Below are 23,028 nucleotides of genomic sequence, written 5' to 3' on the forward strand. Positions count from 1 at the left end.
TTTGACATCCGCAAACATTTTTAAAAATAAATTTAAAAAAATATTACTTCGAGGTGTTAAACCTTTATAAAAAAATGAATTACATATCTATATTAATTACTAAATTCGCCGTAATTGGTAAAATACACAACACATGTTTTCTAAAAATTTTGAGAAATGGGATTCCATTTTAGGATGGACTGCTTTTTCTATTGCCTTAATAACTTATTGGATTACCGTTGAACCCACTGGAAGTTTCTGGGATGCTGGAGAATACATCACTACTGCAGCAAAATTACAAGTAGGACACCCCCCAGGAGCACCATTATTGCAAATGATAGGCGCATTTTTCTCCTTATTTGCTTTGGACGATAGTGAAAAAATAGCCTTGATGGTTAATTATGTATCTGGAGTTTCTAGCGCATTTACCATCCTTTTCATGTTTTGGACTATTACCAATCTTACTAAAAAAATTATTTCTAAAGACGAAGTAATCACCAATAGTAAAGCAATAGCAATTTTAGGAAGCGGACTTGTTGGATCTTTAGCTTTTACTTTCTCTGATAGTTTTTGGTTCAATGCCGTAGAAACTGAAGTATACGCTATGGCAAGTTTAATTATGGCCGTATTATTATGGCTTGGATTAAAATGGGTAGACAACTTAGACCAACCAAGAGGCGATAAATGGCTTGTTGTTATAGCTTATGTCGTAGGGTTAACTTTTGGAATTCAGTTTATGGGATTCTTAGCAATCCCTTCTATAGGCTTACTTTATTACTTTAAAACCTATAAAACTACTACCGTAAAGAATTTTTTATTAGCAAATATTATTGTGGTTGCCATATTAATGCTCGTCTATAAATTTTCACTAACCTACATTTTGGTAGCATTTGGATGGAGCGAAGTATTTTTCATAAATACCATTGGTCTTCCTTTTAATTCCGGATCTATTATCATGGGTCTCGTATTCATTACGGTATTCTATCTTGCATTAAACTACACTCGTAAAAACAACTTTAAAACAGCAAACACCATAGTGCTTTGTCTAATGTTTTTATTCTTAGGATTTTCTTCTTGGATTATGTTACCGATAAGAGCAAATGCAAAAGTTGTTATCAACGAAAATGACCCATCTGACGCTAGATCTTTACTTGCTTACTACAATAGAGAACAATATCCTGGAGTAGATAGCCCTTTTTATGGCGCATACTTTTCAAATGCCTTTGCCGGACCAGGGGAAGACAAAGATGACAAGCCTAAATATGAAAAAGATGAGAAGGCAGGTAAATACATAATTGTAAATAAATACAAGAATGCTACTCAAGGCCCTAATAAAAAACACATCGGGTTATTACCTAGAATGTGGAGCGAACAGCATGTAGAAAACTACATGCGTTATTTTGGCCCTCTAGAATTTAAAACAAAAACCAATAGCCCTGAACTTGCAGAAGCCGTTAAACAGTTGCGCGAAGGATACTCTAAAGGTGAAATTGATGAAGCCCAATATGCACAGTTCCTAAACAGGTTTAGCGAATATATAGAAGTACAACCACCTTCTATTTGGGACAACATAGAGTATATGTTTGAATTCCAATTCGGATACATGTACTGGCGTTACTTCATGTGGAATTTTACTGGAAAACAAAACGACAAACAAGGGCGATATGATGACAACGGAAACTGGATTAGTGGCATCAACTTCTTAGACGAATTACGCCCATCTATAGGCTCTCAAGACAATTTACCTAGTGATATTCTGAACAATAAAGGTAGAAATACCTATTTCTTCCTACCCTTACTCTTAGGGATCATCGGAATATTATTTCAAATAGGGAAAAATCCAAAACAATTTTGGGTACTACTGATATTCTTCCTGTTTACAGGATTGGCTATTCAATTTTACACGAACCCATATATTTTTCAACCAAGGGAAAGAGATTATTCTCTCGTGGGCTCTTTCTACATCTTTGCACTGTGGATAGGAATAGGGGTCTATGGTATATTTGATGCCTTCAAAAAGATCATCACTCCTAAAATACTTGCTCCAGCAGTAACTGTGGCTTGTTTATTGGCGGCTCCATTTTTAATGGCATACCAAAACTGGGATGACCACGACAGATCAAACAGGTTTACTGCTAAAACTACCGCAAAAGCCTATTTAGAATCTACACAATCAGACGTAGGAGCCATACTATTTACGATAGGTGATAACGACACCTTCCCACTATGGTATGCACAAGAAATTGAAGGCTACCGTACCGATGTTCGTGTCATCAATACAAGTTTATTTGCTACTGACTGGTATATTGACCAAATGAAACGTAAAGCTTACGAAAGTGAAGCCATACCTTCTCAATTAACGCACAAACAATACCGCGTAGGTTCAAGAGATGCTGTATACTACCAAAACGTAGATCATCTTTACAATAAAAACATCTCAGAATCTAGATGGGACATTAAAGCATTCATGGAATGGATAGCAAGTGATGAACCTAGAACAAAGCTTAGAAGTGTTTTAGAAGCTTCTTCTGATCAAGACATCAGCAATTACCCTGAGAATACTCTTGACATTGTTTTCTACCCAACAAACCACATTAGAATACCTGTTAACAAAAAGAATGTTTTAGAAAGCGGTTTAGTAAAAGAAAAAGATTCTGCTTTAATTGTAGACTATATAGATATTGAGCTTCCTAAAAGCGCATTACCTAAAAACCGCTTACTTATGTTAGACATTATTGCTAATAATGATTGGAAGAGACCAATCTATTTCTCTGGTGGTAGTTTTGATGATGGCGAATATATTTGGATGAAAGATTACCTACAATTAGATGGTTTGGTATACAAACTGGTTCCTATCAAAACTGAATTTGACAAGCGTTCTTACGAAATGGGCAGAATAGATAGCGAATTAATGTATGATATCGTTAAGAAATGGGAATGGGGTAACTCAGGAAGCTCAGACATTTACCATGATACACAAACACGTATTCAAGGCCTATCTTTTAGAGGAAATATAGCTCGTCTGGTTGAAACACTATTAAATGAGAACAAAATAGAGAAGGCCAAAGAAATGATTGATATCGCTGTAACAAACATGCCAGTTGATTATTACGAATACTACGCATTTGTGGAGCCTTTTGTAGACGGATACTATAAAGTTGGAGAAACTGAAAAAGCTCGAAAATTATACACCCAACTAAAAACCAAATACCAAGAACACTTAGAATATTATGCTACTTTACCTTTAAATGAGCAATATGAAAGATTAAATAACATTATTGCTGACATGGAAGCTTACAACCGTAATGTTGATATTTTAATTCGCAATGGCGACCGTGAGCTTGCAGAGAAGGAGACTATTATTTTCAATGAATACATTGACAAATTTAGTCGATTTGTCAACGGTAGCGAGGATCCAATCTTAAGAGAAGAAACTCCTACCCTTGTAGATCCTGATTTAATAGATAGCAGTCAAATAGACACTACCTATATCCCAGATCCTGTTGTCACCCCCATTACACAAGAATAATACACATAAAAAAACCGAGACTTTCATCTCGGTTTTTTTTATGCTTACGCTATTCTCTTTTACAAGTACTCGTTCAAAATACCAATTAAAGTATTTGCGTCTTGTTCTCCACTTTGACGCCAAACCATTTCTCCATTTTTGTAAATAATCAAAGTAGGCAAACCCTTAACCCTTAAGGCTCTAGAGAGCTCCTTGTTCTTATCTACATCAATTTTTATTACTTTTCCTTTATCTCCTAAAGCTGCCGCAACATCACGTAGCACAGGATGCATGGAAGTCGATTGCTCATTCCACTCCGCATAAAAATCTAACAACACGGGAGCGTTAGAATCAATTAGTTCACCAAATTTAGACATACTTAAATGTTAGGATTCGTAAATCAAATGTAAGAAAAAATGTTAAAAAAATAATTTCTTACCATTTTTTGTGTTTTCCTTAGCATTTACATTTTAAGCAATTGCTTTCTTTTTTAGCGTAATTACGGTTATTTCTGGCCAAATTCCTACTCTCCCCGGATACCCTAAAAATCCAAAACCGCGATTCACATTTATAAACTGACCAAGCTCCTTGTATATACCCGCCCAATATTTATAACGCCATTTAATAGGACTCCATTTAATCCAACCCGGTATTTCTATTCCAAACTGCATACCATGTGTATGACCACTTAAAGTCAAATGATAATGATACTCATCATGAATAACCACATCTTCCCAATGACTTGGATCATGACTTAATAAGATTTTAAAATCGTTTTTATCAATGTTATGTGCTGCTTTTTTTAGATCTCCCGATTTTTTAAAACCGCCTCTCCCCCAATTCTCAACACCCACTAGCGCAATTTTTGAATTATTTCGCTCTAAATATCTACTGTCATTCAAAATAAGATCAAATCCCATTTCTTTCTGTATCTTCTTTAAATCATCCAGATTAGCCGCCTTCTCTTCCTCTGTATCCCAATCTACATAATCTCCATAATCGTGATTCCCTAAAACTGAAAACTTGCCATCTGGAGCCTCTAGCGTTGAGAACAAAGCCATCCAAGGTTTCATCTCTTCTGCTTTATTATTCACCATATCTCCCGTAAAAAATAAAACATCACTCTTTTGCTTATTAATCAGATCGATAGCATATGAAATTTTAGTTTCATCATCAAAACTACCACTATGTACATCCGAAATCTGCGTAAGCGTATATCCATCAAAATCATCTGGAAGATCATCAAACTCTAAATTATACTTCAATACCTTAAAATTGTATTTCCCTTTATACATCCCATACAACAAAGAACCAAAAGGTAATGCCGCAATACCTAAGGCTACTAAACTCAAAAAACGCCTACGCGCTGGCAACGTAAACTCACGATCTACGCCAAATATCTTTTGATACATTCCAGAAAAAAATCGGAATATATCTTCTGAAAAAAGAAAAAGTATGGTTATCAGTTGAAACGATAATAACGCCAGAAAGAATCCGAAGGCATAACTTTTAGGCCTACTTAAGACCCTACCGTCCGATGAACCTAACGTAAACTGAAAAATAAAATTTCCAACTACTATAAGAGATATAACTATAAATGTATAATACACCCAAGCATGACGAGATGCTGTTTTAATAGCTTGCAGAGAATAAAAACCTAAAACAAGGTAAATGATAACAAAAACCACGAAACGTAACATAATGCCTTTTTTATACAAAGGTATTTTTATTTAGACGAAGCAGTAACCCATTTAAACATTATTTAACCCTTACCACAATATCTTGTATCGTCCTATAATCTGACACCGGTGTTTTATCTTCATCTAAAAAAGACATAGAGCTCATGCTTAAATTTTTCCTATTGGCATTTTTAGCACGTAATGTGACTCCTGAAAAATGAATAACAGAAAAGCCATTTTCTTTAAATAGAAGCGCATTATCTATTTTGATTCCACTCCCTGGCATGATTACACAGTTTACTGCTTTTTGATTAAGAGCACACAACAAGTCTATTCCCTCTGATGCTTTTTTTTGTTGTCCAGAGCTTAAAATACAATTCACCCCTATTTGCTCCAATTGAAATAAAGCCTCATAAGGATCTTCCACCCAATCAAAAGCACGGTGAAATGTAAAATGCACTCCTTTTGATGCCGCTATTAATTGTTGCGTTCGCTCAATATCAATAGAAAAATCTGGCAGTAATACACCTGAAACAATTCCGTCTACACCCATTTCTATGCAATTTTCCACATCCTTGAGCATCACTTCAAATTCTAAATCAGAATATACAAAATCACCACTCCTAGGCCTGATGAGTACATGAACAGGAATTTTAATATTCTCCCTAACCGCCTTTAGCAATCCCGCAGATGGCGTTAACCCTCCAACCCCTAATTCCAAACAAAGTTCAATTCTATCTGCCCCCGCTTTTTCTGCATTTATAGCCGATTCTAAAGAATTAGCACAAACTTCTACCAGCATATTCTTATATTTAAAACTCTAAAGTAACCAACAAGACCATAGTATGCAAAGAAGAAAATTTCTTAAAAAATCGACGATTGCCACCGCTGGATTAATTTCAGCTCCTTTAATTGCCTCCTATAAAGAAGAAGAAGAAGATCCAATATTAAGTTCAGCCAATAAAAACATAAAGCCCATTGTTATTGCAACTTGGAATGTAGAAAATGCCACGGCAAAAGCCTGGGAAGTTTTAGTAAACGGAGGCAGCTCTTTAGATGCCGTAGAACAAGGAGTTATGATAGAAGAGGCTGATGAAAACAATCAATCCGTTGGTAAAGGCGGAAGACCAGATCGTGATGGCACCGTAACTTTAGATGCCTGTATTATGGATTCTGAAGGAAATTGCGGCGCAGTACTTTGCATGGAAAACATAATGCACCCTATTTCCGTAGCCCGAAAAGTAATGGAAGATACGCCACATGTAATGCTTGCAGGAAAAGGGGCCGAAAAATTCGCTTATGAAAAAGGCTTTAAAAAAACGCACTTACTTACCGAAAAATCTAAACAAGAATGGTTGACGTGGAAAAAAACTTCACACTATAAACACATTGTAAATATAGAAAATCATGATACCATTGGAATGCTTGCTATTGATAGCAAAGGGGCTATTTCTGGCGCGTGCACCACCAGCGGTATGGCTTACAAAATTGCAGGACGGGTTGGCGACTCTCCTATTATTGGCGCTGGCCTTTTTATAGATAATGAAGTAGGAGGCGCAACGGCCACAGGAGTTGGTGAAGAAGTAGTACGCACTGTTGGCAGTTTTTTAATCGTAGAACTTATGCGACAAGGCAAATCTCCCCAGGAAGCCTGCGAAGAGGGTGTTCGAAGAATTATTGCCAAAAACAAAGACAAGCTTAACTTTCAAATCGGATTTATAGCGATAAATAAAAAAGGAGAAACAGGAAGCTATTGCATTCAACCCGGATTTAGCTACAGAACCTATTCTGAAGCTGGGCATGTAAATAATATCCCCGAATCTTATATTAAAGGATAAATTAATAAATTGAATTGGATAATCTTCGTAGTTTTGAAATTCTCGAATTGAAAAATAAAATGGCAGAACAAAAAAGACTCTTTCTACTAGATGCATATGCATTGATATTTCGTGGTTATTATGCTTTAATAAAAAACCCCAGAATAAACTCTAAAGGCATGGATACATCTGCCATAATGGGGTTTATGAATTCACTGCTTGATGTTATTAGACGTGAAAAACCCGATCATTTAGCCGTATGCTTTGATAAAGGCGGAAGCGCAGAGCGTACCGAGTTATTTCCGGAATACAAAGCTAATCGTGACGCCACACCAGATGCTATACGTATTGCCATTCCTTATATTCAAGATATTTTAAAAGCAATGCATATTCCCGTTGTTGTTTTAGAAGGCTGGGAAGCAGATGATATTATTGGTACCCTTGCCAAGCAAGCAGAAAAAGAAGATTACAAAGTGTTCATGGTAACTCCCGATAAGGATTTTGGCCAGCTGGTATCTGAGAATATTTTTATGTACCGCCCAGCACGTATGGGTAATGGTATAGAAATTTGGGGGATTCCTGAAATTCAAAAACGTTTTGGCGTGGAACGCCCAGAGCAAGTTATTGACTACCTAGGTATGATGGGCGATGCCAGTGACAACATTCCTGGTTTGCCTGGCGTTGGAGACAAAACTGCCAAAAAATTTATAGAACAATTTGGTTCTATGGAAAATCTTTTAGCTAATACTGATCAGCTAAAAGGTAAAATGAAAGAGAAAGTAAAAGAGAATGCAGAATTAGGACTTTTATCAAAAAAGCTTGCTACCATATGTATTGATTGTGACGTTACTTTTAATGCTACAGATTACGAATTAACCATGCCTGATGCCGAAAAAGTTCAGGTGCTATTTGAAGAATTAGAATTTAGACGTTTAAAAGACCAATTCTTAAAACTATTTACACCTGAAGGGGAAACTACCAGCTCTGAAGAAGAGAACAGCAAACCTAAAGCACAAACAAAAGAAGCTGGCGTTGGCCAATTTTCATTATTTGGTGGCGACCCAAGCACCGCCTCAGAAACTGTAGAAGATTATTCTTCCAGAAAGACAATGAAAGACATTTCTCATGTATACCAAAGTGTTGCACCAGGAATGGCTATGAAGCTTTTTCTTCAAAATCTATCCAAGCAAACTTCAGTATGCTTTGATACAGAGACAACGGGCTTAAACCCACTGACTGCAGAATTAGTTGGTATTGCTTTTTCTTGGGAAGCCTCAAAGGGCTTTTACCTTCCTTTCCCTACCGATAGAACGGAAGCACAGGAACTCATAGAACAACTGCGTCCATTTTTTGAAGATGAGTCTATTGAAAAAATAGGCCAGAATCTAAAGTATGATATCAAAGTTTTAGACAAATATGAGATTAAAGTAAAAGGAAAATGTTTTGACACCATGTTAGCACATTACCTGATTAATCCAGATATGCGCCATAATATGGATGTTTTAGCAGAAACATACCTAAACTACACCCCTGTATCCATAACAGAATTGATTGGAAAAAAAGGTAAGAATCAACTTAGCATGCGTGATGTTCCTCTAAAGGACCAAACAGAATACGCCGCAGAAGATGCTGACATTACCTACCAACTAGCCCAACAATTTAAGCCAGAACTAGAAGAAGCTAAAACTCAGGAATTATTTGATACTATTGAAATTCCACTTTTACATGTTCTTGCAGCCATGGAATTAGAGGGTATTAATTTAGATACAAAATTCTTGAACTCCTTAGCTGAAGACCTAGATAATGATATTAAAAATCTAGAAACAGCCATTTTTGAAGAAGCTGGAGAAGAATTCAATATTGCATCACCAAAACAATTGGGCGATATTCTTTTTGACAAATTAAAGCTGGTTGCGAAGCCTAAAAAAACAAAAACAGGTCAATATTCTACCGCAGAAGATGTGTTATCATACCTAGCAAAAGACCATAAGATTATTGAAAACGTTTTATCTTATAGAGGTTTAGCTAAATTAAAGAGTACCTACGTAGACGCATTACCATCACAGGTAGAGGAAAGCACAGGTAGAGTACATACAGATTATATGCAAACAGTAGCTGCTACAGGCCGTTTAAGTAGTAACAATCCAAACCTACAGAATATTCCTATTAGAACGGAACGTGGGAGACAAGTACGTAAAGCATTTGTACCTAGAAATGAAGACTATGTACTAGTTGCTGCAGATTATTCTCAAATAGAACTCAGAATCATAGCCGCGCTGAGCGAAGAAACTACAATGATTGAAGCATTTAAAAATGGAGAAGACATTCATGCCTCTACCGCTTCAAAAGTATTTAATGTACCTTTAGACGAAGTAACAAGAGAACAACGTAGCAATGCCAAAACAGTTAATTTTGGAATTATCTACGGCGTTTCGGCCTTCGGATTGAGCAATCAAACAGATTTATCTAGAGCAGAAGCCAAAGAACTCATAGATACCTATTACAAAACCTATCCTAAATTAAAAAACTATATGAGTGGTCTCGTAGATTTTGCAAGAGACCATGGATATGTACAAACAGTATTAGGTAGAAGAAGGTATTTAAAAGACATTAATGGTAGTAACGCCATAGTTAGAGGTGCTGCTGAACGAAATGCCGTAAATGCCCCAATTCAAGGAAGTGCCGCAGATATAATCAAAATTGCAATGATTAATATCTACAATAAACTTAAAGAAGGCAATTATAAGACAAAAATGTTGTTACAAGTACATGATGAATTGGTCTTTGATGTTTATAAGCCAGAATTAGGGGAGATTAAGTCGCTAATAAAAGCTGAAATGGAAAATGCTTATACGCTAGAAGTACCATTAGACGTTGAAGTTGGCGTAGGACAGAACTGGCTAGAAGCACATTAAAAAATAGCCTATAAAAATATTTTATTCTGACAGAAAACGGGATAAAAACAAAAGGGAAAAACAGGGTCGTTGAAAAAATAAATAAATTATTTAGAAACAACCATTTGTTATTCAAGTTAATAATTGTACATTTGCACCCCATTAAACGGGATTTAAGTGTTTAATAAATAAAAAAGTACTGTGGACACATTAAGTTACAAAACAATTTCCGCAAACAAAGCAACTGTTGATAAGCAATGGGTGTTAGTTGATGCAGAAGGAGAGACATTAGGTCGTTTTGCTTCAAAAGTTGCAAAATTACTAAGAGGAAAATACAAGCCTAGCTTTACACCACACGTAGATTGTGGAGACAACGTTGTTGTTATAAATGCTGAAAAGATTAATTTGACTGGTAACAAGTGGGAAAGCAAAACCTACGTACGCCACACTGGATACCCAGGAGGTCAAAGATTTCAGACAGCGAAAGAGGCAATGGCTAAAAACCCTGTAAGCATTGTAGAGCGTTCTGTAAAAGGAATGTTACCTAAAAACAAATTAGGTGCTGCAATCTTTCGTAACCTTAAGGTTTATGAAGGAGCTCAACACGGTCAAGAAGCTCAGAAACCAACCGTAATTAATTTAAACGACCTTATATAATGGACGTAATTCACAAAATAGGAAGAAGAAAAACTGCTGTTGCACGTATCTATCTTTCAGAAGGAAGCGGTAAAATCACCGTTAACAAAAAAGAATTAGAGGTATACTTCCCTACTGCTACTTTACAATACAAAGTAAAACAAGCTTTCTCATTAACAAATGTTGAAGACACTTACGATGTAACTGTAAATGTATTTGGAGGTGGTATCACTGGTCAAGCAGAAGCAATTCGTTTAGCTTTATCTAGAGCTATGTGCGAAATTGATCCTGAAAACAGATTGATCCTTAAACCAGAAGGTTTATTGACAAGAGATCCAAGAATGGTTGAACGTAAGAAATTCGGTCAGAAGAAAGCACGTAAAAAATTCCAATTCTCGAAACGTTAATCGTAAAGAGATATATTTTAAACTGTTTATTCAGTTTATACAAAAGTTCATTGAAAACCCTGAAAAATATTTTTTCAGGGTTAAATTTTAAAATCAAGTTGTTGTTGTCCAAGAGTATAACAGCTTTTGGAAACTAGTTTAGCATCTAAATATTAGAGGCCACAAAGAATCGTGCCACTTTAGTATTGCTAATTCAACAGAACGTAAACTAAGTACAAAAAAATGGCAAAAAAAATCGTAGTAAAAGACTTACTAGAAGCAGGTGTACACTTTGGTCACCTAACAAGAAAATGGAACCCAAACATGGCTCCATACATTTACATGGAACGTAATGGTATCCACGTAATTAATCTTTACAAAACTGCTGCAAAATTAGAAGAAGCTAATGAAGCTCTTAAAAAAATAGCAGCATCAGGTAGAAAAATACTTTTCGTAGCTACCAAAAAACAAGCAAAAGACATAGTTTCTGAAAAAGTCTCTAATGTAAACATGCCTTACATCACTGAAAGATGGCCAGGTGGTATGTTAACAAACTTTGTTACTATCCGTAAAGCTGTTAAGAAAATGGCTCATATTGATAGAATGAAAAAAGATGGTACTTTTTTAACTTTATCCAAAAAAGAACGTTTACAAGTTGATCGTTTACGTGCAAAATTAGAAAAGAACTTAGGTTCTATCTCTGAAATGACACGTTTACCAGGCGCTTTATTTATTGTTGATACAATGCGTGAGCACATCGCTGTAAAAGAAGCTATCAAATTAAACATTCCAATCTTTGCTATGGCAGATACAAACTCTGACCCAAGATTATTGGATTATATCATTCCTTCTAATGATGATGCTTCTAAATCTATTGAAGCTATTTTAACTCATGTAACTGAGGCAATTGCTGAAGGTTTATCTGAGCGTAAATCAGAAAAACAATCTGGAAAAGAAGGTGAAGAAGCTAAAGCTGCTCCAAAAGCAAAAAAAGCTGCTGAACCTGCAACAGAAGTAAAAGCTGAAGCTAAAACTGAAGCTGTTGATGATTTGACAAAAGTTGAAGGTATCGGCCCAAAAATTAATGAAATCTTCCAAACTGCTGGAATCAATTCATTCAGTGATTTAGCTGGAAAAACAGAAGAAGAATTAAATGTAGTTTTAACTGCTGCTGGTTCTAAATTTGCTTCTAAAAATCCTGCATCATGGCCAAAGCAAGCTCAAATGGCTGCTGACGGTAAATGGGATGAATTAAAAGAATGGCAAGACAATGTTAAAGGTGGTATTGAGTAAATCAAAACCTCTTAACGTTATCCTAGTATAAATAAAATTTTTAATTAACACTATCGGCTAGAACTAATCCTTATAAAGTTTTAGTTTTAGCCTAGTTTTTAAAATCATATATAAAATGGCTAAAATTACCGCCGCAGAAGTAAATAAGTTAAGACAAGCTACTGGAGCTGGAATGATGGACTGCAAAAACGCTTTAGTTGAAGCTGAAGGGGATTTTGACAAAGCTATTGACGTTCTACGTAAGAAAGGTCAAAAAGTTGCTGCTAAAAGAGCTGACAGAGAAAATACTGAAGGTGCTGCTATCGCTAAAGTTAACGTTGACAGTACTGCTGGTGTTGCTATCGTATTAGGTTGTGAAACCGATTTCGTTGGTAAAAACGAAAACTTTATTGCATTGGCTAATCAACTTGCAGATAAAGCTATAAACTTTGATTCTAAAGAAGAATTTTTAGCATCAGATTTTGGTGGAATGACTGTAGCTGAGAAACTAGTTGAACAAACTGGTGTAATTGGTGAAAAACTAGATATCACTGCTTTTGAAAAATTAGAAGCCCCTTACGTAGGTAGCTATGTACATATTAACAAAATTGCTGCCTTAGTAGGCTTAACTTCTAAAAACGAAGAAGTAGGTAAAGATGTTGCTATGCAAATTGCTTCAATGGGTGCAACTACGCTATCTTACAAAGATTTTGATCCTTCTTTTGTTGCTGCAGAAACAGAAGCTAGAATCGCAGTTATAGAAAAAGATAATGAAGAATTAGGTAGATTAGGTAAAACACTTAAAAACGTTCCTCAATTCATCTCTATGAGTCAGTTAACTCCTGAAGTTTTAGCAAATGCTGAAGAAGCTGCTAAAGCGGAATTGAAAGCTGAAGGTAAGCCAGAAAAAATATGGGATAAAATTCTTCCTGGTAAAATGGAGCGTTTTGTTTCTGACAACACTACTCTTGATCAAGAGCAATGTCTATTAGATCAAAACTTCATTAAAGATGAAAAAGTAAATGTTGCAACTTATGTATCATCCGCACAAGATGGTTTAGCAGTAACTTCATTTAAGCGTGTTACTCTAGGGTAATATTCTTATCATACATACTTAAAAAGGGTCACAAATTAATTTGTGACCCTTTTTTTATGTCTTCATTTTAAGAAACTAAAAGACTACGAAAGTGAATAGAAACCCAACTACTACAGCAGAAGCAAAATAGATCATAAAAAACTAACATCATCTCACAACTCAGCTATCTAAAAGACTCCCAACAACAGCACTAGGATTTATTACCCCCAAAGCTTCGATAAGGATAACAGCCAACTAAACTATTAAAATAGCTCAGAAAAAGCATTTTTAGCACTGCGAATATCCCGAATACCGGCGGCTATCAAACATTTTAAAATTTATACTTAAGTAACATAGCCGTAGAAAAAGGAATTCATATTCTCAGAATTGAAATAATAAAAGGTGGATTGAATATTAATAGCTGGGCTGCATAGCCTACTCCAATTAGCACCAACTTAATTACCCATTATGACACCGAAAATAATTAGAGATATATTCAAATCCGATAGGAAACGAATCCTTAAAAATTAAATTAAACGCACTACGACCTATTCCATATGCTATAATTGATGTGAAGCGTAATAGCCCAGCCTATGTAACCACACATAAAGAAAATAAATAACTATCCTCATCATTACAAATGAAAAATATACCTACAACATAAACAACTACACCTTAGACAACACAAAAAAAAGGAGCGCTATTGCGCTCCTTTTTTTGTATTAAATTATACGTGAGACGAACTACCCCTTCATCCAAATTTGTCTTAATTTCAATTGTACATCCGTTACAGTTTCCTTTGACACGATTTTAGCAACCGTCACCATTGGATTTCCTGCAGCTCCAGATAAGATTAACTCCTCTCCGTCACGATCAACAACAATGGTAACCATCTTATCGGCTGGCCAACTGAAGCTTTGTCCAATAATTGGACGTATTGATTCTAGCGTGATTGCAGTGCCATCAATAGACTTAAACACATCACCCCCTTTTAAACCTAAGCTTGTAAAAAAACTATTTAAAGTAATACCCTCTCTGATAAACACCGCATTTTCCTTTGTTTGATCCACATCTATATAAGGAACATTTTCTTTTAAAAAATAGCCGCTTTGCTCTTCTACTGTACCAAGCTCTAAACCTACTTTAGACAAATACACGCTATAATCAATTGGCGTTGCCCCTACCACATGTGTAGCGAAGAAATCTGAAACTTCTGGATACGTCATCGACACAATCTCAGTGATAAGCGCCTCATCTTTAAACGGAATGGCATCCCCATACTTCTTTGACAATTCTTTTAATAACCATAAAACACTTTTCTCGCCACCACTTAATTCTCTCAAGGTAATATCTAGAGCCATGTTAATTAAAGTACCTTTCTCATAGACATTGGCATAATTATCTTTATAAGGGTCGTCCAGTATATTTTGACTCATTACAGTAAAAGACATGGAGTCATCGTAAAGTTTAGCGTTGTTTATTTTGTCCATAATACGCTCATAAAACTCATCTTCACTAATTAAGCCTTGCTGTATTTGAAATAGATTAGCAAAATACTCTGTTGTACCTTCATACATCCAAAGGTGCATTGACATTTTGGGATCATTAAAATCAAAATATTGAATCTCTTCAGAATGTACACTAAGAGGAGTTACTATATGAAAAAACTCATGAGACACTACATCAACCATTGCCTGCTCTAATCTCGCTTGGTCCATTTGCTCGGGCAAGACCACTACCGTTGATGTATGATGTTCTAAAGCACCAAAACCACTTGCATCGTTTTCTGAACCCGCCAGATATAATAAAATATTATATTCTTTAGTACTATTAATAGCTCCCAAAAACGTTTTTTGGGCAGACATCATCTTGAACATTCTTTCCTCTAGATCTGCAGCACTGTACAAGCCATTAGGGGAGTACACACCTAAGTTCACCGTAATACCATTTACTTCAAAAGAAACAAAGTCTGCCTTAGCATATAAAATAGGATTATCCGTCACTTCAAAATAACGACTTGCATAGAAAACATCTAAACCAGGGTCTGCATTTGCATTATTTTCTTTTAAGGAAGTCGCCGCTACCAAAGCAGAAGGATGCTTTATAGCTAATTCATAAGGTATTTCTTTTAAATTATTAAAATAGCCAACAAAACCATGAAGGTTTAGCATAAAGTTTTCTCCCTTAAGGATGTTAGTTCCCGAAGGAGAAAAAACAGCATGCTCTACTTCCGCTTCCGTATCATAGGTATCATTAACATAATAAGATACTCGATCTAATTTGACCCCATCAGGGATTACCCACGTATTGTCATCTTTTTTAGAAAAAGACAATTCGGCCCCTTTATAATCAAACGCCTTAAATTCATCTATATATTTACCATAATTGTCCGTGCTATACGTTCCAGGAACCGTTTTAGGTATAAAAAACAAGACTTCACCTGCGCTAAAAGCACCTGGGTTAAGTTCTACAAGAACTTTATCCTCTACTACATTAACTAAATCTATTTTAACCTTAACGACACTAGTATCTGCTGCCACTAGACTTTTAGAAGACCCACAAGCCTGCATTAAAAGCACTAATGCTATTATATATCCTGTCTTTTTCATTTTTATTCTATTCATTTTAAGTACTATCTAACGGTTAATTGTTATTAATTAAACAAGATTATTAAAATAAAATAACAGTACAGAGAGTTTTGAGAAATAATTAGGACTGCAATTAATTATTAATGGCGTATTCTCGTAAATTATTTTGATTATTTTTGCACTAGTTTAAATAAATCCGAACCATGCAGTATAAAAGAATTCTTTTGAAATTAAGTGGCGAAGCCTTAATGGGTGAACGACAATACGGAATTGACCCCAAAAGGTTAGCAGAATATGCTGAAGAGATAAAAGAGGTAATCGACAAAGGAATTGAAGTCGCTATTGTTATTGGCGGAGGAAATATTTTTAGAGGATTAGCCGGAGCAAGTAATGGTATGGATCGTGTACAAGGGGACCATATGGGAATGCTAGCCACGGTCATCAATGGTTTAGCATTACAAAGTGCCCTTGAAGAAAGCGGCGTACAAACTAGATTACAATCGGCCATTCAAATAAATGAAGTAGCAGAACCATTCATCCGTAGAAGAGCAATGCGCCATTTAGAAAAAGGGAGAGTTGTTATTTTTGGAGGAGGAACTGGAAACCCTTATTTTACTACCGATTCTGCAGCTGTATTAAGAGCTATTGAGATTGAAGCTGATGTAATATTAAAAGGAACTAGAGTAGACGGAATTTACACCTCTGATCCGGAAAAGGATAAAAACGCTACTAAGTTTGACACCATTACATTCAAGGATGTATTAACTAAGGGACTAAAAGTAATGGATACAACAGCATTTACTTTAAGTCAAGAAAATGAATTACCAATTGTAGTGTTTGACATGAACAAGAAAGGTAATTTATTAAAACTCCTTTCTGGAGAAAATATTGGAACTGTTGTTGACAACTAGATAGTGGCATATTATATGCAGCAGATTTTAAAAAACTAAATAAAATGAACGAAGAAATTACTTTTATACTTGACAGCACTAAAGAAAGCATGAATGGTACTATAGACCATTTAGTAAAAGCATTTGCAAAAATTAGAGCAGGAAAAGCTAGTCCAATAATGTTATCTAGCGTAATGGTAGATTATTATGGCTCACAAACGCCACTAGGTCAAGTTGCAAACGTAACAACTCCAGATGCCCGTACCATTACGGTACAACCATGGGAGAAAAATATGCTACAGCCTATTGAAAAAGCAATTATGATTGCTAATCTTGGCTTCAACCCTATGAATAATGGTGATTTTGTTATTATTAGCGTACCACCATTAACTGAAGAGCGTAGAAGAGATTTAGCAAAGCAAGCAAAGAGTGAAGCTGAAGATGCCAAAGTTGGTATCCGTAATGCTAGGCAAGAAGCCAATAAAGACATCAGAGCACTTGATGATGCTTCTGAAGATTTAAAGAAAAATGCTGAAGCAGACATTCAAGAGCTTACCAATAAATTTTCTAAGAAAATAGAGGAAGTTTTAGCCGTAAAGGAAGCTGAAATAATGAAAGTATAATTTAAGTATTTCAGTAAAACAATATAAAAGGGCAACTACATAGTTGTCCTTTTTCTGTTTGAAAACTTAAATTTTCCTAAAATCGCACGAAAAGCAGTTATTCCCTTAAGAGATTTCTGTGATTACCCATAATCATTTTCTACCTTTGAGCCAATTTTTAAAAAATAACATGGTTGCGAAATTAACTAAAGGTTTCTGGGCAAAAACCGCAAATATTATTCTAAGAAATAGAATACTTATTTTAATTCTTATTACTGTGCTCACTGTGTTTTTGGCATTGCAATGGGATAAAATGCGATTTTCTAGTTCGCAAGCAAACCTACTACCAGACCACCATCCTGTAAATGTACAATACCAATCGTTTTTAAAAACTTTTGGTGAAGAAGGTAATGTCATGGTCTTAGCTGTAAAAGACTCTTCGCTTTTCACCCCTTCAAAATTTAATAGGTGGAACAAGTTTAGCAAACAACTTGCTGCATTTCCGGAGGTAGATTTTGTATTGTCAACAGACAATCTCCAAGAATTAATCAAAGACACTGTAAAGCAGCAATTTGTTCTTCAACCTTTTATCAAAAAAGCACCTACCACCAAGGCAGAAATAGATACGCTCACCTCGCATTTGTTTAACAACCTTCCGTTCTATGAAGATTTAATTTACAACAAAGAGACCAAAACAATTAGAACCATTGTTTATCTAGATAAAGATATTGTAAACACGTCTGCCCGAAAAGATTTTATTCTAGAAGATCTAAACCAATTGGTTAAAAATTTTGAAGATGAAACCAATTTAGATGTACACGTATCTGGGATGCCTTACATAAGAACCATGAATTCCCAGAGTATCATTAATGAAATAGGGAAATTTATCCTAGCAGCATTAGGAGTTACCTCTTTAATTTTCTTTTTCTTTTTTAGAAGTTTTAGAGCTACTATAATTTCTATGTGCGTTGTAATTATTGGTGTTATGTGGTCTTTTGGTGTTTTAGGCTTACTGCAATATGAAATTACCGTACTTACCGCATTGATTCCTCCATTAATAATTGTCATCGGAATCCCGAATTGTATTTTCTTGATTAACAAGTATCAGCAAGAAGTAAAAAAGCACGGAAACCAAGCTTTATCATTACAACGGGTAATTTCCAAAATTGGGAATGCAACGTTAATGACAAATATTACTACCGCTTCTGGGTTTGCCACTTTTATTGTAACAGACAGTCAGCTTTTAAAAGAATTTGGTATAGTAGCATCCATCAACATCATAGGTATTTTCATACTATCTCTTCTGATTATCCCTATTGTCTATAGCTTTATGTCGCTTCCTAAAACAAAGCATTTAAAGCACTTAAATAAACGTTGGATTGACACTTTTGTTAATTGGATGGAAAACATTGTTCGCGAAAAACGAATTTCTGTATACATTGTTTCTATTTGTCTTTTGGTGATCAGCATTATTGGTATTTATCAAATTGATATCTCAGGAAGTCCTATAGAAGACATGCCTAAGAAAGCAGAATTCTTTCAAGATATTCGCTTTTTCGAACAAGAATTCGACGGAATAATGCCTGTTGAAATTGTCGTAGACACCAAACGTAAAAAAGGAGTTTTAAAACCATCTACCTTAAAAAAGATGGATGAATTAAGTGGACTCATCCATGAAATTCCAGAGTTATCAAGGCCTGTTTCTGCCGTAGATTTAGTCAAATACTCTAAGCAAGCATTTTATAGCGGAATCCCTAAATACTACCAGCTCCCAACATCGCAGGAAAATACGTTTATAATGGATATAGCTCGTAAATCTTCTAGTAATGGAAATTTATTAAAGAGTTTTGTCGATTCTACTGGACAAACGGCTCGCATCACTACCTACATGAAAGATGTTAAAACCGTCCGAATGGAAGCTATTGAAGGTAAATTGAAAGAAAATATAGATAAGATTTTCCCTGCGGAGCGCTACAATGTTTATATGACCGGTAGCGCATTGATTTTCCTAAAAGGAACAAAATACCTAGTAAACAATTTAATAATGTCTCTTGCATTAGCAATTGGACTTATAGGCCTATTTATGGCGTATTTATTCAGATCTTTCAAAATGATTATCATATCCTTAATACCAAACCTATTACCGCTGGTAATTACTGCCGGACTAATGGGATTTGTAGGAGTACCTATCAAGCCTTCTACTATTTTAGTATTCAGTATTGCCTTTGGTATTTCTGTGGATGACACTATACACTTTCTCGCCAAGTATCGCCAGGAATTAACCGCTAATAATTGGCGAATCAAAAAATCAGTCTATGCTGCTTTACGAGAAACAGGTGTAAGCATGTTTTATACATCCATTGTATTGTTTTTTGGTTTTTCTGTCTTTACCATTTCAAGCTTTGGAGGTACGGTTGCCTTAGGAGCATTAGTTTCGGCCACCTTGCTTTTTGCAATGCTTGCTAACTTAATCTTACTACCATCATTACTATTGTCTCTAGAGCGCAATATTGCGAATAAAACGGTACTGAAAGAACCACAGATAGATATCTTACCTAAAGAAGAAGATACTTTCAAAGAATCAGAATAAAAAAACAAGTTTTATCGTTTCAACTTATAAAGCCTTTTTTATCAAAAAGGCTATATTTGTTATTTAAAAATAAAAATTAATCTTGGTTGAAATAGCTTGAAGTAATCTAATTTACTTTACAAAAAAAATAGAAACCATAAGGCATACGAATAGCAACAAAATTATCAAATGAAATCATACAGCATTAAAGAATTACTTTCTTCAAACCTTTCACTACAAGAAGTTACTGTCAAAGGATGGGTAAAAACTTTTAGAAGCAACCGATTTATTGCCTTGAACGATGGCTCTACAATTAACAATATTCAATGTGTTGTTAATTTTGAGAATTTTGATGAAGCCCTATTAAAAAAAGTATCTACTGGTGCTGCTTTAGAAATTTCTGGTACACTTGTAGAAAGTCAAGGAAGAGGACAGAGTGTAGAAATTCAGGTTAATAAACTGGAGGTATTGGGTGTTTCTGATCCAGATACCTACCCTATTCAACCTAAAAAACACTCTTTAGAGTTTTTAAGAGAAAAAGCACATTTACGCGTGCGCACCAATACATTTGCGGCAGTAATGAGAGTACGCTCTGTCTTGTCATTTGCAGTACATAGATATTTTCAAAATAATGGTTTTTACAATGTACATACACCTATAATTACTGGTTCTGATGCAGAAGGTGCTGGCGAAATGTTTAGAGTATCTACATTAAACCAAAAGAAACCACCTTTAAATGAAGCCGGAGAAATAGATTTTAAACAAGACTTTTTCGGCAAAGAAACTAACTTAACAGTTTCTGGCCAATTAGAGGCAGAAACGTATGCCATGGCTTTAGGGAAAGTATACACATTTGGCCCTACTTTTAGAGCAGAGAATTCTAACACTTCTAGGCATTTAGCTGAATTCTGGATGATTGAACCCGAAGTTGCTTTTAATGATTTAGATGCAAACATGGATCTTGCAGAAGATTTCATTAAAGATGTAATTAATTACATCTTAGAAAACTGCGCAGAAGATTTAAAGTTTTTGGAGCAACGTTTATTGGACGAAGAAAAATCTAAGCCACAAGCAGAACGCAGTGACATGGATCTTATTGAAAAACTGAAATTTGTTTCTGAGAACAATTTCAAAAGAGTATCCTATACGGAAGCAATAGACATCCTTAAAAGCTGTACGCCTAATAAGAAAAAGAAGTTTAAATATATTATTGACGAATGGGGAGCAGACTTACAAAGTGAGCACGAGCGTTTTCTTGTAGAGAAGCATTTTAAGTGTCCTGTAATTTTGTTTGACTACCCTGCCAAAATAAAAGCATTTTACATGCGTTTAAATGATGATGGCAAAACCGTTAGAGCTATGGATATTTTATTTCCTGGCATTGGTGAAATTGTTGGTGGCTCTCAACGTGAAGAACGCTTAGATGTTTTATTAGACAAAATAAAAGAACTAGGCATTGACGAAGAAGAGTTATGGTGGTACTTAGACCTTAGAAAATTTGGAACGGCTGTTCACAGTGGTTTCGGATTAGGGTTTGAAAGATTAGTTCTTTTTGCTACAGGCATGGGCAACATTAGAGATGTCATCCCTTTCCCTAGAACACCACAAAATGCAGAATTCTAAAATTACTATAAAATCGTAAGTTCTACAGAACATTAATTTATATGCTGAAACAACATTTATCTTTTAAATTATCGCAGAAGCTTTCTCCTCAGCAAATTCAGTTAATGAAACTGATTCAATTGCCTACACAAGCATTTGAACAGCGTTTAAAACAAGAATTAGAGGAAAATCCGGCTTTAGAAACCGGCAAGGAAGAGTTGGATAATTTTGAGGATGAATTTGAAGATGAGTTTAATGATGAAATAGACAGCGAAAGTATTAATACCGAAGACATTAATATTGATGAGTACCTGAGTGATGATGAGATTCCGGAATACAGAACACAAGCTAATAATTATAGTGCCGATGACGAAGAACGTACGGTACCTTATGCCGCAGGAACTTCTTTTAACCAGTACTTATTAAATCAATTAAATACTATTTACCTTAGTGATGATGAATGGGCCATTGCAGAATTTTTAGTAGGTAGCGTAGATGAAAGTGGGTATATCCGTAGGCCCATAAACGACATTTTAGATGATTTAGCTTTCACGCAAAACGTATATACGGAAGCAGAGACCATAAAAAAAGTTTTAAAAACTGTACAAGAGCTAGACCCTCCTGGGGTTGGAGCAACTTCGCTAGAAGAGTGCTTAATCATACAATTAAAGCGTAAAGAAATAACCGCGAGTATTGAGCTGGCGATTGCTATTCTGGAAAAATCTTTTGATCAATTTACTAAGAAACACTATCAAAAGTTAATTCAAAAACATAATATCACGGAAGAGGAGTTAAGGCAAGCTATTTCTGAAATAGAACGATTAAACCCAAAACCGGGAGGTTCTTATTCTGGAAACACCCGAATGATAGAACATATTGTGCCCGATTTTTCTATTAAAATTGTTGATGGTGAACTAGAACTAACTTTAAACGGCAGAAATGCACCTGAGCTACACGTATCTAGAGGCTACAATAATATGCTTGAGGGATATAAAAACTCTAAAGAAAAATCTAAATCACAGAAAGATACCGTCTTATTTATTAAGCAAAAGTTAGATGCCGCAAAATGGTTTATAGATGCGATTAAACAGCGCCAACAAACCCTATTCATTACAATGAATACGATTATGCAATACCAAGAAGAATATTTTTTGACGGGTGATGAGCGTAATTTAAGACCTATGATTCTTAAAGATATTGCAGATACCATCCAAATGGATGTTTCTACAGTTTCTAGAGTTGCCAATAGTAAATATGTAGACACACCCTACGGCACACGTTTGATAAAAGACTATTTCTCTGAATCCATGAAAAATGACCAGGGAGAAGATGTTTCTACCAAAGAGATCAAAAAAATTCTTGAGAATGTAATTACCGAAGAGGAAAAGAGAAAACCTCTTACCGATGATAAGTTAGCCGACATTTTAAAAGAGAAAGGCTACCCTATTGCACGTAGAACCGTAGCAAAATACAGAGAACAATTAGGAATTCCCGTAGCTAGAATGCGAAAAGAAATCTAATTATTGAAGCT

16 protein-coding genes are annotated in these 23,028 nt (G+C 35.3%); 12 read left to right on the forward strand and 4 right to left on the reverse strand.

The genetic code is table 11. The features are described 5' to 3' along the window. Positions 1-133 precede the first annotated feature (133 nt). The gene (locus BLQ19_RS01150) at positions 134-3,508 is read left to right on the forward strand and encodes a glycosyltransferase family 117 protein (RefSeq protein ID WP_074537136.1); all 3,375 of its coding nucleotides are present in this window, start codon (positions 134-136) and stop codon (positions 3,506-3,508) included. Between the two features lie 59 nt (positions 3,509-3,567). Here the strand turns inward: BLQ19_RS01150 and BLQ19_RS01155 are convergent, their stop codons facing one another. The 3 genes from BLQ19_RS01155 to BLQ19_RS01165 all read right to left on the reverse strand — a co-directional run bounded on the left by BLQ19_RS01155 (position 3,568) and on the right by BLQ19_RS01165 (position 5,968). Continuing rightward, on the reverse strand, positions 3,568-3,864 hold the full coding sequence (locus BLQ19_RS01155) for a thioredoxin family protein (protein ID WP_024481876.1): 297 nt from the start codon (positions 3,862-3,864) through the stop codon (positions 3,568-3,570). A gap of 93 nt (positions 3,865-3,957) precedes the next feature. Next, positions 3,958-5,187, reverse strand: coding sequence for a metallophosphoesterase (locus BLQ19_RS01160; RefSeq protein WP_074537137.1), 1,230 nt, complete (start codon positions 5,185-5,187; stop codon positions 3,958-3,960). Between the two features lie 58 nt (positions 5,188-5,245). After that, positions 5,246-5,968: a copper homeostasis protein CutC gene (locus BLQ19_RS01165; RefSeq protein WP_074537138.1), complete on the reverse strand. Its 723-nt coding sequence runs from the start codon at positions 5,966-5,968 to the stop codon at positions 5,246-5,248. Between the two features lie 43 nt (positions 5,969-6,011). Here BLQ19_RS01165 and BLQ19_RS01170 point away from each other — a divergent pair, with 43 nt between their 5' ends. The 6 genes from BLQ19_RS01170 to tsf all read left to right on the forward strand — a co-directional run bounded on the left by BLQ19_RS01170 (position 6,012) and on the right by tsf (position 13,267). Further along, positions 6,012-7,004 carry an isoaspartyl peptidase/L-asparaginase family protein gene (locus tag BLQ19_RS01170; RefSeq protein WP_074537139.1) on the forward strand — a complete coding sequence of 331 codons (993 nt, stop codon included), beginning with the start codon at positions 6,012-6,014 and terminating at the stop codon, positions 7,002-7,004. 59 nt (positions 7,005-7,063) lie between these two features. After that, a complete protein-coding gene (gene polA, locus BLQ19_RS01175) occupies positions 7,064-9,898 on the forward strand; it encodes a DNA polymerase I (protein ID WP_074537140.1) in 2,835 nt (944 codons plus the stop codon). A 180-nt stretch (positions 9,899-10,078) separates the two neighbouring features. Then, a complete protein-coding gene (rplM, locus tag BLQ19_RS01180) occupies positions 10,079-10,534 on the forward strand; it encodes a 50S ribosomal protein L13 (RefSeq protein WP_024481881.1) in 456 nt (151 codons plus the stop codon). Beyond that, on the forward strand, positions 10,534-10,920 hold the full coding sequence (rpsI, locus tag BLQ19_RS01185; protein ID WP_024481882.1) for a 30S ribosomal protein S9: 387 nt from the start codon (positions 10,534-10,536) through the stop codon (positions 10,918-10,920). Before rplM ends, rpsI begins: the two co-directional genes overlap by 1 nt. Before the next feature lie 222 nt (positions 10,921-11,142). Next, on the forward strand, positions 11,143-12,192 hold the full coding sequence (gene rpsB, locus BLQ19_RS01190) for a 30S ribosomal protein S2 (protein ID WP_024481883.1): 1,050 nt from the start codon (positions 11,143-11,145) through the stop codon (positions 12,190-12,192). 115 nt (positions 12,193-12,307) lie between these two features. Further along, entirely contained in the window at positions 12,308-13,267 is a 960-nt protein-coding gene (gene tsf / locus BLQ19_RS01195; protein ID WP_074537141.1) for a translation elongation factor Ts, read from the forward strand. 722 nt (positions 13,268-13,989) lie between these two features. On the opposite strand, the gene BLQ19_RS01200 is transcribed toward tsf, so the two are convergent. Beyond that, complete coding sequence (locus BLQ19_RS01200) at positions 13,990-15,855, reverse strand: M61 family metallopeptidase (RefSeq protein ID WP_074537142.1); 1,866 nt, start codon at positions 15,853-15,855, stop codon at positions 13,990-13,992. A gap of 182 nt (positions 15,856-16,037) precedes the next feature. Between BLQ19_RS01200 and pyrH the strand changes: the two genes are divergently transcribed. The 5 genes from pyrH to rpoN all read left to right on the forward strand — a co-directional run bounded on the left by pyrH (position 16,038) and on the right by rpoN (position 23,017). Continuing rightward, entirely contained in the window at positions 16,038-16,745 is a 708-nt protein-coding gene (pyrH, locus tag BLQ19_RS01205) for a UMP kinase (RefSeq protein WP_025615951.1), read from the forward strand. Positions 16,746-16,789: 44 nt separating this feature from the next. After that, positions 16,790-17,347, forward strand: a complete 558-nt coding sequence (frr, locus tag BLQ19_RS01210) for a ribosome recycling factor (protein WP_024481887.1) — start codon at positions 16,790-16,792, stop codon at positions 17,345-17,347. A 169-nt stretch (positions 17,348-17,516) separates the two neighbouring features. Next, positions 17,517-19,916 carry an efflux RND transporter permease subunit gene (locus tag BLQ19_RS01215; RefSeq protein ID WP_025615952.1) on the forward strand — a complete coding sequence of 800 codons (2,400 nt, stop codon included), beginning with the start codon at positions 17,517-17,519 and terminating at the stop codon, positions 19,914-19,916. Between the two features lie 168 nt (positions 19,917-20,084). After that, positions 20,085-21,518, forward strand: a complete 1,434-nt coding sequence (gene asnS / locus BLQ19_RS01220) for an asparagine--tRNA ligase (protein ID WP_074537143.1) — start codon at positions 20,085-20,087, stop codon at positions 21,516-21,518. A gap of 41 nt (positions 21,519-21,559) precedes the next feature. Further along, a complete protein-coding gene (rpoN, locus tag BLQ19_RS01225; protein ID WP_024481890.1) occupies positions 21,560-23,017 on the forward strand; it encodes an RNA polymerase factor sigma-54 in 1,458 nt (485 codons plus the stop codon). Positions 23,018-23,028: the final 11 nt, after the last annotated feature.

It is taken from the genome of Cellulophaga baltica (genome assembly GCF_900102165.1).
Lineage (GTDB): Bacteria > Bacteroidota > Bacteroidia > Flavobacteriales > Flavobacteriaceae > Cellulophaga > Cellulophaga baltica.

Excerpts from the sequence above, each read along its gene's own strand:
- BLQ19_RS01160 (WP_074537137.1), bottom strand. The coding sequence starts at position 5,187 with ATGTTACGTTTCGTGGTTTTTGTTATCATTTACCTTGTTTTAGGTTTT.
- rpsB (WP_024481883.1), top strand. The coding sequence starts at position 11,143 with ATGGCAAAAAAAATCGTAGTAAAAGACTTACTAGAAGCAGGTGTACAC.
- polA (WP_074537140.1), top strand. The coding sequence starts at position 7,064 with ATGGCAGAACAAAAAAGACTCTTTCTACTAGATGCATATGCATTGATA.
- BLQ19_RS01170 (WP_074537139.1), top strand. The coding sequence starts at position 6,012 with ATGCAAAGAAGAAAATTTCTTAAAAAATCGACGATTGCCACCGCTGGA.
- rpsI (WP_024481882.1), top strand. The coding sequence starts at position 10,534 with ATGGACGTAATTCACAAAATAGGAAGAAGAAAAACTGCTGTTGCACGT.
- BLQ19_RS01155 (WP_024481876.1), bottom strand. The coding sequence starts at position 3,864 with ATGTCTAAATTTGGTGAACTAATTGATTCTAACGCTCCCGTGTTGTTA.
- tsf (WP_074537141.1), top strand. The coding sequence starts at position 12,308 with ATGGCTAAAATTACCGCCGCAGAAGTAAATAAGTTAAGACAAGCTACT.
- pyrH (WP_025615951.1), top strand. The coding sequence starts at position 16,038 with ATGCAGTATAAAAGAATTCTTTTGAAATTAAGTGGCGAAGCCTTAATG.
- BLQ19_RS01150 (WP_074537136.1), top strand. The coding sequence starts at position 134 with ATGTTTTCTAAAAATTTTGAGAAATGGGATTCCATTTTAGGATGGACT.
- BLQ19_RS01165 (WP_074537138.1), bottom strand. The coding sequence starts at position 5,968 with ATGCTGGTAGAAGTTTGTGCTAATTCTTTAGAATCGGCTATAAATGCA.
- BLQ19_RS01215 (WP_025615952.1), top strand. The coding sequence starts at position 17,517 with ATGGTTGCGAAATTAACTAAAGGTTTCTGGGCAAAAACCGCAAATATT.
- asnS (WP_074537143.1), top strand. The coding sequence starts at position 20,085 with ATGAAATCATACAGCATTAAAGAATTACTTTCTTCAAACCTTTCACTA.
- frr (WP_024481887.1), top strand. The coding sequence starts at position 16,790 with ATGAACGAAGAAATTACTTTTATACTTGACAGCACTAAAGAAAGCATG.
- BLQ19_RS01200 (WP_074537142.1), bottom strand. The coding sequence starts at position 15,855 with ATGAAAAAGACAGGATATATAATAGCATTAGTGCTTTTAATGCAGGCT.
- rpoN (WP_024481890.1), top strand. The coding sequence starts at position 21,560 with ATGCTGAAACAACATTTATCTTTTAAATTATCGCAGAAGCTTTCTCCT.